Here is an 8,356-nt window from a genome sequence, read left to right on the forward strand (position 1 = left end):
GTGCCGCGCCGCAGCCTGGCGGTCCTGGCCGCGGCGTGCGCGGCGGTCGCGACGGTGGCGGCGCTCGGCCGGGCGGACCTGGACGCCCTGATGCGCGCCACGTCGTGCTGCCTCGCGTCGGTCACCCTGGCCGGCCTCCTGGCGGCCCTCACCCTGCTGCCGCGCCGCACGCTCCTGTGGTACGCGGCGGTGGGCAGCGCCCTGCTGACGGCTGCGGTCCTGGCCTTCTCCGGGTGGCTGCTGCTGCTCCCGCTGGCACTGGGGGCGGCGTCACTGGGCTTCGGGGCGTACGGACGGCGGCGGCGGGTGCGGGTCCAGGTGTCCGGTGGGTCTTCGGCTGCGGTCTCCGCCGCCTGCGGGGGCGAGCGCCCTGCGGACGCGTCCTCAACCGCCGGACGGGCTTGATCCCGGCCGCACTCGGAACCTATCGGAACCTAGAAGACCAGCCCGTGCTCCGCGACAAGCGCCGTCGTCGCCGCCATGTCCGCCGAGCAGCCGTACGGTCCCGCCTTCTGCGCCAGCTCTCCCTCGCTCAATTCCTCACCCTGCCGGTCGAGCCACCGGAACAACTCTTCCAGACCTCCAGGGGAGATGATCTCCAGCAACCGGGCGGGCGTGTCCCCGGCGTTCCAGAAGGTGTGCCACTCGCCGCGCGGCTTGAATACGAGATCGCCGGGCCCGGCCACGACTTCCTCGTCGCCGAACCTCGCACCGACCGAACCCTCCAGGACGAAACTGAACTCGTCCTCGAAGGTGTGCTTGTGCACGGGCGCCGCGAGCACCTTGGGTGGCAGCCGATGTTCGACGAGCGAGAAACGACCGCCCCCGTCACGGCCATTGATCAGGAACCGGTCCCCGCACGCCCGCTCCGGCTGATAGATCTCGCCGTCCTCAGGACCCAATATCCGACGTTCAGGCATTGCCCGCACCGCCCTCCACGAGGACTGAAAGGACCTGATTCGAGGATACGCGCACCCCGCCGGGGGCGCGGAACTCAGTGGTAGCCGTGGGCGGCGGCGTGGCCCTTTCCACGCCCGATCATCCATTTGTTGACGGGCGTGGTGATCAGGAAGGCGATGGCGAAGCCGCCCAGGAGCGACGACCAGAACAACGCGTCGGACAGATGGGCATCCAGCGCTCCGGGGACGAGGGCGATGATGCCGTTGTCGACCAGCTCCATCACGGCGATGGACACCGTGTCGGCGGCCAGCGCGACGCGCACGGCCGCTCCCCAGCCGACGCCCGCCCTGCGCACGGCGTAGAGCGTGAAGGAGTAACCGAAGAGGAACGCCAGGGCGATCGCCAGGATCATCGTGGGGACGTTGTGCCACCGCAGGGCGGTACCGATCGCCATGCCCACGATCTCGCCGATGGCGCAGCCCGTCAGGCAGTGCAGGGTCGCCTTCGCGGCGGTGCCCCAGGAGGCGCCTCGGGTCGTGCGGGCGTCGTCGTGACCGGCGTGGGCGGTATCGGATGCGCTGGTGCGGTGAGCGGAGTGATCCATGGCCGCGGCCTCCCTTTCCTCTTCCAGTGTGGGCCGGACGGCTGTCCCCGCGCACTTCACGACCACTCCGGTGCCGATGGTCTGCGGCGCCTGCCGGTAGAGGGCCGTCCTGCACGCTCTGGAGGAAATCGGCGCACGGGCCGGCCTTCCGCCGCGGGCGCCCCGGCAAACGGGGCGGCGCTCAGCCGGCGCCGAGCAACTCGGCGAAGCCTCCCGCGTGGGCGAGCGCCTCCAGCTCGTCCAGGGCCAGACCGGCCCGGCCGGCCGCGTCCGGGTCACGCTCCTCGATGCCGCTGGCGGCGAACTCGTCCTCGTCCAGGCGCAGTACGGTCGCCCCGTCCGCCGAGACCCACAGGTCGAGGTCGAGGTCCTCGACGACGACACCCTCCGGGCCCACGTCGGTGGGGCGGGTGACGTCGCAGTACCAGCCCTTGAGGGTGCCGTCGGCGGTCCGTACCTCCTTCACGGCGTACCAGCGGTCGCGCCAGTAGTGCTCGGTGAACACGTCGCCGCCCTCGAAGCGCACGAACCCGAAGTCGCGGGCCTCGGCGCCGGCCCACGGCGCGCGCACGACGAGGTGCGTACCGTCGTCGCTCACGACGACCGCGGGATACCGCACCTTGGTACGCCCCGCCTTCACCAGCCGCACGGCCACCTCGCTGCCCGCCGTCAACGTCTCGCTCATCGTGCCCTTGTCTCCTTCTGTCCCCTGAACCATCGGCGCGTCAGCCTCTCCCGACGACGGGCGGCGGGGCCAGCGGTTTTCCGGAGCGCGGGGGTTCCGGGCCGCGGCGAGGCCCGTTCACCGGCCTCGGCGGTGCGGTGTCATGCGGGGCCTGAGACCCTTCAACCATGGAACAGCCCCCGGAGTACGACGTCGACGAGCTCGTGCGGATGCTGGACGGAAGTCCTGGGGACTCCATGGACGCCCGCGCCGCGCTCATCCATCTGGGGCCGGGCGTGCTTCCGGCGATCGTGCGCGGGCTGCCGCGGCTCGGGCGGTTCGGGCAGTTGACCGCGATCGAGGTCTTCGAGGAGCTGGACGACGAACGGTGCGTGCCCGCCCTCGTGGAGCTTCTGGGCAGTGAGCACGACACCGTCCGGGAGTGGTCGGCCATCGCTCTGGGGGATCTCGGCGCCGTCGAGGCCGTCGAGCCGCTGTGGCGCGCCTACCGGGCGTGCCAGGAGCGCCGGACGCCGCCGGACACCACCGAACCGGACGGCATCCGGGGTGCCTTGACGCAGCTCGGGGCCCGTACGCCGGTGATGCCGTCGCTCACGGCGTCCCTGCGTGTCGGTGCCCCGGGCCTCGGCGACGTCTGGCCGCCGGACCGGCTGGCCGCGGTGGTGGACGACCTGGCCGGCCACGGCCAGGCCGTGCTGTCCGTGCAGTTCTGGCGGACGGGGAGCGGCGGCGCGTCCTGGCTGCGCGGACCGGCCCCGGACCGGGAGCTCGACTGGGAGGCACCCTGGCCGGAGCTGGTCGGGACGGCCCGCGCGCGGGCGGCCCGGGTCGCCGGCGGAGCGCCGGGGGGGGTCGTCGCCTCGCTCTCCTGGATCGACCGGGCCGACCGCGACGGCACGCCGTCCCCCGCCGCGCCCGTCAGCTGATCATCGAGGAACACCCCGACGGCGTCGCGTGGGCGGGGTCGAGGGCGTTGGCCGTCTCGTGGAAGGCGACCCGGTCGATCATGCCGAGGGTGAGGTGCAGGGAGATGTCGACGGCGCAACGGTCCTGGATCAGGATGTTGTTGACGTTCGGGCCCGTCAGGAACGCCGAGGTGTAGGGCGTGACGACCTCGTCGTAACGGGTCGCGATCACGGTGTAGTTGACGCCTGGGACGGTGTCGCCGCCCTCGTTCAGGCGGCGCATGAAGTCGGAGCCGACGACCTGGTCGTTCAGGCCGGGGGTCATGTTCTTGAGGACACCGCGGGCGCCGGGGACCACGTCGAGGAGCTTGGTCAGGCCGGACAGGGTGGTGCCGTGGTTGTTGGGCGCGATGCCCACGAGCGTGCCCACCTTGGGGGCGCCGCCGAGGAACTTCAGGTAGTAGCGGGGCAGCATGCCGCCCTGGGAGTGGCCGACCAGGTCGACCTTGGCGGCGCCGGTCTCGCCGAGCACCTTGTCGACGTACGCGGAGAGCTGCTCGGCGCTCTTGGCCGCCGGGCCGAGGCCGTGGAACATGGGCACGCCGTTGAGCTGGCCGTAGTCGAAGGAGAAGACGCAGTAGCCGCGGTTGACGAGGTAGGGCGCGAGCGCGAACCAGTTGTTGGTGGAGTTCTCCAGCGTGCCGTGAACGAGGACGACGGGGCGTGGGTGCGCGGCCGTCGGCTTGCACGAGTAGTCGTTCCAGCCACTCGTGGTGGTGGCGGCGTGGGCCGGGGTGGCCGTCGCGATCGTCGGTGCCGCGGCGGCCGCCACGGTCAGCGCCAGGGCGGTCAGCAGGTTGCGGAGGGATCTCCGGCGCAGCTTCATCTGAACTCCTCGCAGGTGGGGGGTAGTCACGGCAGAGCAGCACACGGAAAGCATGTGTTTCCGGTGCGTTAAAGAGACGTAACTTACTTGTGAGTAGGTTGGAGGCAGTTGTTGCTGGCGTCAAGCAACTTGTCAGAGTTCGCCCTGGCGGGTGAACTGCGAGCGCGTCAGGCGACATCCAGCGCGGCCGCGGGCCCCACCGCCGCCACGCCGAAGCGCGCCCGCGCCCGGTCGACGGCCGCCTCGACGCGGCGCGCCTTCTCGTCGGCGGGGTCGAACGTCAGCTGGTGCGCGGCGAGTCCGGCCTCCCCGAGGCCCTCCGCGCGCAGCGCCACGGCCCGCACCCGGGCCCGTTGCAGGCCGAGCGCGTCGTGCAGCGCGTACGCGGTGGCGGTCAGTTCCGGTGTGTGCGCGGTCGGTTCGGCGAAGGAGCGGGTGCGCGTGGTCGACGAGCCGTCGGCGTAGCGGACGGTGAGGGTCAGCCCGCGGGCGACCTGGCCGCTCCCCCGCAGCCGGGCCCCCAGCCCGTCGGCAAGCGCGAGCAGCGCGCGGCGGCGGTGGCCGGAGTCCAGTTCGTCGCCGGTGAAACGGTGTTCGGAGCCCATGGACCGGGCCCGCGCGCCCGGGGTGACCGGTGTCGGGTCGAGGCCGCGCGCCCGCTCGTGGATCCGCCGGCCGGCGGCCGCGCCGAGGATGCGCTGCAGCGCGCCGAGCGGGGCGTCGGCGATCCGGCCGACGCTGTCGAGCCCGTACGAGCACAGGGTGCGGGCGGTCGCGGGCCCCACTCCGTACAGCGCGGCGGCCGGCTTGCGGGCCAGGAACGCGGCCACGGCGTCCGGCTCCCCGGAGAGCGTACGGACCGCTCCGGGCGCCCCGTCCTGCGCGGCCATCCGCGCGAGCATCGGATTGCCGGCGATCCCGACCGTGCAGTCCACGGCGTACCGCGCGAGCGTACGGACGCGCAGCAGCTCGGCGAGGCCGGCCGGGTCGTGGCCGAAGTAGCGCACGGCGCCGCGGACGTCCATGAGGGCGGCGTCGGGAGGCAGGGCCTGGGTGACCGGCGTCACCTCGGCGAGCAGTCCGAGCAGCCCGTCGTAGGTCTCCTCGTGGAGGGCCGCGCCTCCGCCTCCGGCGGGGTGGAAGTGGACGTACAGGATTCCGGGGCTCCGCACCGGACCCCGGTCCTCCATCGCCGGACGGGCTGGAATTCCGGCGTCCGGCGGCACCACGCGCAGCACCGTACTCATCCCGCACTCCCCGGACTCGCGTGCCACAGTTTGCGTCCCGTGGCCGCCCCTTCGCCCGCCGGCCGGAGGTCCGCCCACGGGTGCATGGTGTAGCCGGTGGACAGCTGGATGCGGCGGTCGGGGCCCGCGGGGGCCGGTGCGGAGGCGGGCTCGGACAGGACCGCCGCCACCGCCGCCAGGCCGCCCTCCGCCCGGAGCGTCGTCAGCCGCGCCAGGTCCCACGCCGCCGCGCCCACCACGCTCAGGCTGCGCGGCCCGCGCCGCTGGACCACGCCCCGTACGAGCAGCAGCCAGGAGTGGAAGACCGTGTGCGCGCACGCCTCGTGGCTGTCGTCGAAGAACGCGCAGTCGACCAGGCCCGTGCCGTCGTCGAGGGTGGTGAAGATGACCCGCCTGCCGGAGCGGACCGGCGGGGTCTGGGTGGCGACCTTGGCGCCCGCGACCAGGACGGTCTCGCCGTGCCGCGCGTCGCGCAGCCGCTTCGCCGGGATCGCGCCCAGCTCCGCCAGGAACGCCCGGTGGTCGGACATCAGGTGGCGGGAGGTGTCCATGCCGAGGACGTTCAGCTCGGCGCCGAGGCGTTCGGCGTCGTCGAGGTCGGGGAGGCCGACGGGCTCGGCCCGCGCGCTGTCGATCAGCGGCAGCTGGGAGGTGGACTTCCGGTGCTGCCGGTGGAGTTCGGCGATGTGCAGCAGCAGGTCGCGGCGGTTGGTGCCGAAGGCGTCCAGCGCCCCGACCCGCGCGAGCCGTTCGGTGACGGGCCGGCTCGGATGGGCGCGCCGCCACAGGTCCTGGAGCGAGGTGTACGGGCTCTGGAGCCGGCCATCCACGATCCGCCGGGTCTCGGCCCCGGTGATGCCGTGCACATCGGAGAGGGCGAGGCGGATGCCGAGGCTCTTCTTCCCGCCATCCTCGGACACCAGTTCGATCAGATAGGCCGCCGCCGACCGGTTCACGTCCAGCGGCAGGATCGGCACCCCGCGCCGCCGCGCGTCCGCCAGCAGCAGCCGCTTGGGGTACATCCCCGGGTCGTGCGTGAGCAGCCCGGCGTAGAAGGCGGCCGGGTGATGGGCCTTCAGCCAGGCGGACTGGTAGGTCGGCACGGCGAAGGCGACCGCGTGCGCCTTGCAGAAGCCGTACGAACCGAAGGCGTCCACGATCTCCCAGGTGCGGCGGACGACCTCGGGCGCGTAACCGCGCGCCGCCGCCCGTTCGGCGAACCAGGCGCGCACCCGGCCCACCAGCTCCGGGTTCGACAGCGCGCGGCGCGTCTCGTCGGCGAAGTGCCGGTCGCAGCCGGTCATGATCCGCAGGATCTCGATGATCTGCTCGTGGAAGACGACCACGCCGTGGGTCTCGCGCAGCGCCTCCCCCAGGTCGGGGTGCGGATAGCGGGCGGGGGCCCGGCCGTGCCGGGCCTCGATGAAGGGCCGCACCATGTCGGCGGCGACGGGGCCCGGCCGGAACAGCGAGATGTCGACCACCAGGTCGTGGAAGGTCGAGGGCTGGAGTCGGCCGATCAGGTCCCGCTGGCCGGGCGACTCGATCTGGAAGCAGCCGAGCGTCTCGGTGGAGCGGATCAGTTCGTACGTCCGCGGGTCGCCCGGCCGCACCTGCGCGGGGTCGTCGAGGTCCAGCCGGTGCCCGGTGGCCCGCTCGATCTCCGCCACCGCGTGGGCCATCGCGGACTGCATCCGCACGCCCAGCACGTCGAGCTTGAGCAGCCCGAGGTCCTCGACGTCGTCCTTGTCGAACTGCGCCATCGGGAAGCCCTCGCCGCTGGTGGGCACCACGGGCGTACGGGCCCGCAGCGTCGCGTCGGAGAGCAGCACCCCGCACGGGTGCATGGCGATGCCGCGCGGCAGCCCGTCCAGCGCCTCGGTCAGCTCCCACAGCCGGCCGTGCTCCTCGGCGGCCACGCCGCGCAGCTCGGGGAGTTCGGCGAGCGCGGCGCGGGCGTCGCGGGCCCGGATGTGCGGGAACGCCTTGGCGAGCCGGTCCACCTCGGCCGGGTCCATGCCGAGGGCCGCGCCCACGTCGCGGACCGCGTGCCGCACCCGGTAGGTCTCGGGCATGGCGACGGTCGCGACCCGGTCCGCGCCGAAGCGGTCGAAGATCGCGCGGTAGACGTCCAGGCGGCGCGCGGACTCCACGTCGATGTCGATGTCGGGCAGCGCGGTCCGGCGCACCGACAGGAAGCGCTCCATCAGCAGCCCGTGGGCGACGGGGTCGGCATGGGCGATGCCGAGCAGGTGGTTGACCAGGGAGCCGGCGCCGGAGCCGCGGGCGGTGACACGGATGCCGAGCGCGCGGGTGTCGTCGACGACCTGGGCGACGGTGAGGAAGTACGAGGGGAAGCCGCGCGTCTCGATGGTGCGCAGCTCCTCCTCCAGCCGGTCCCAGTAGCGGCGGTCGCGGTCGTATCCGCGCAGCACCATGGCCCCGGCGCAGCGCGAGCGCAGGACGCGGGCGGCGGTGCGGCGGTCGGCGCCGACCAGGTGCGGCTCGGGGAAGTGGACGGATCCCAGGCCCAGGTGGTCCTCGGGGTCGACGAGGCACTCGGCGGCGGTCTCCTCGGTCATGGCCAGCAGCCGGTGCGCGGCCTCCCGCCGGAGGCCGGCGGCCTCGGCGACCCGGCCGGCCAGGGCGGTCATGTCGGCGGGGCCCTTGAGCCAGCGCTCGCCGCTGTCGAGGGTCCCGGGCCGCCGGGAGTCGATCGGCACCAGCCTGCGGGCGGCGTCGAGCACGTCGGCGACGGGGCCCTGGCCGGGGTCGGCGTAGCGCACGGCGTTGGTCAGGACGGCCCGTACGCCCTGCTCGGCGGCGAGGCCGAGGGTGCGGGCGGCGTGCCGCAGCGAGCCGGGGCCGGTGCCGGTGCGGCCGTGGCAGACGACCTCCAGACACAGGCCGGCACCGAACATTTCGCGCCAAGGCGTGAGCAGTCGCGCGGCGCGGTCGGGGCGGCCGGCGGCGAGCGCGCGGCCGGGTTCGGAGTCGGGGCCGAGGAGCACGGTCAGCGGGGACCTGAGCCCGGCCGCGGCGCCCGCCAGGTCCTCCCGGGCCAGCTCGGGACGGGCGGCCGGTCCGCCGGCCGGCAGGTCCGCGTGGGCGGCGGAGACCAGTCCGCAC

7 protein-coding genes and 1 pseudogene are annotated in these 8,356 nt (G+C 73.7%); 2 read left to right on the forward strand and 6 right to left on the reverse strand.

What is annotated here, in order from left to right; all coding sequences use genetic code 11:
- Positions 1-405 (forward strand): annotated as a pseudogene (locus tag J7E86_RS29650) (hypothetical protein); the annotation flags it as partial.
- Between the two features lie 29 nt (positions 406-434).
- On the opposite strand, the gene J7E86_RS29655 reads toward J7E86_RS29650, so the two are convergent.
- From J7E86_RS29655 to J7E86_RS29665, 3 genes are all read right to left on the reverse strand, one after another.
- The gene (locus J7E86_RS29655) at positions 435-902 is read right to left on the reverse strand and encodes a cupin domain-containing protein (RefSeq protein WP_251019874.1); all 468 of its coding nucleotides are present in this window, start codon (positions 900-902) and stop codon (positions 435-437) included.
- 92 nt (positions 903-994) lie between these two features.
- Positions 995-1,504, reverse strand: a complete 510-nt coding sequence (locus tag J7E86_RS29660; protein ID WP_215085903.1) for a DUF4396 domain-containing protein — start codon at positions 1,502-1,504, stop codon at positions 995-997.
- A gap of 181 nt (positions 1,505-1,685) precedes the next feature.
- Complete coding sequence (locus J7E86_RS29665) at positions 1,686-2,189, reverse strand: DUF402 domain-containing protein (protein ID WP_215085904.1); 504 nt, start codon at positions 2,187-2,189, stop codon at positions 1,686-1,688.
- A gap of 167 nt (positions 2,190-2,356) precedes the next feature.
- Between J7E86_RS29665 and J7E86_RS29670 the strand changes: the two genes are divergently transcribed.
- Entirely contained in the window at positions 2,357-3,115 is a 759-nt protein-coding gene (locus J7E86_RS29670) for a HEAT repeat domain-containing protein (RefSeq protein WP_215085905.1), read from the forward strand.
- Here the strand turns inward: J7E86_RS29670 and J7E86_RS29675 are convergent.
- The 3 genes from J7E86_RS29675 to J7E86_RS29685 all read right to left on the reverse strand — a co-directional run.
- Positions 3,108-3,980, reverse strand: coding sequence for a triacylglycerol lipase (locus J7E86_RS29675; RefSeq protein ID WP_215085906.1), 873 nt, complete (start codon positions 3,978-3,980; stop codon positions 3,108-3,110). The genes J7E86_RS29670 and J7E86_RS29675 overlap by 8 nt on opposite strands.
- 167 nt (positions 3,981-4,147) lie before the next feature.
- Positions 4,148-5,227, reverse strand: a complete 1,080-nt coding sequence (locus J7E86_RS29680; protein WP_374223882.1) for a hypothetical protein — start codon at positions 5,225-5,227, stop codon at positions 4,148-4,150.
- A partial coding sequence (locus J7E86_RS29685; RefSeq protein ID WP_215085907.1) for a DNA polymerase III subunit alpha occupies positions 5,224-8,356 on the reverse strand: 3,133 nt, incomplete at its 5' end. The genes J7E86_RS29685 and J7E86_RS29680, both read right to left, overlap by 4 nt.

Source organism: Streptomyces sp. ISL-11, assembly GCF_018614525.1.
GTDB lineage: Bacteria > Actinomycetota > Actinomycetes > Streptomycetales > Streptomycetaceae > Streptomyces.

Coding starts and splice junctions, on each gene's coding strand:
- J7E86_RS29660 (WP_215085903.1), bottom strand. CDS start 1,504: ATGGATCACTCCGCTCACCGCACCAGCGCATCCGATACCGCCCACGCC.
- J7E86_RS29665 (WP_215085904.1), bottom strand. CDS start 2,189: ATGAGCGAGACGTTGACGGCGGGCAGCGAGGTGGCCGTGCGGCTGGTG.
- J7E86_RS29670 (WP_215085905.1), top strand. CDS start 2,357: ATGGAACAGCCCCCGGAGTACGACGTCGACGAGCTCGTGCGGATGCTG.
- J7E86_RS29675 (WP_215085906.1), bottom strand. CDS start 3,980: ATGAAGCTGCGCCGGAGATCCCTCCGCAACCTGCTGACCGCCCTGGCG.
- J7E86_RS29680 (WP_374223882.1), bottom strand. CDS start 5,227: ATGAGTACGGTGCTGCGCGTGGTGCCGCCGGACGCCGGAATTCCAGCC.